Annotated in this window: 1 pseudogene; it reads right to left on the reverse strand. The window is 51.7% G+C overall.

Annotated elements, in window-relative coordinates:
- Nucleotides 1–505 (reverse strand): annotated as a pseudogene (locus SCRDD08_RS11730) (hypothetical protein); the annotation flags it as partial.

Genomic DNA, 505 nt, shown 5'->3' on the forward strand with positions numbered 1-505 from the left:
GGCTAGTGTCAATCTTCGATATCTTACCGCTTGATACATCAACCGCTCCCCTGCTCACCGATACATCCACATCATTGACTTTCGCAGTCTCTATATCTTGTGCTTTTGCTCCCCGAATCTTACCTAAGGCAAAGCCGCCTCCCTTGAATAAAGCAAATTGGGCTAAAGAGGCTGCTGCCTCGTCCTTGCTCTTGGTCATCACATCATAGGCGACATGTATGCCATCCACTGCATCATCTGTCTTGCCGGCCAATGTCGCAACCTTGCTCAGCTTCGTGCTCTGTCTCACTTCGGCTAGCGGAGAAAGCCATTTGCTGGCACTAAAGCTGATAACAGCCGCACCTGTCTCCGCAATGGCCCAAGCCCGCTCCTCCGGACTTAGCTGTGTTCCCGATATCAGAGTATTCCCTGTAATAGCTGAATAGCCCGTATCTCCTACTAATAAAGCTGATGAGATGCCACCTGCTACCGGCAGGGCAGTCCCTCCTGACACTCCTGTAAGGGC

The sequence above is a fragment of the Streptococcus cristatus genome, from assembly GCF_001578775.1.
In the GTDB taxonomy this organism is placed as follows: domain Bacteria; phylum Bacillota; class Bacilli; order Lactobacillales; family Streptococcaceae; genus Streptococcus; species Streptococcus cristatus_A.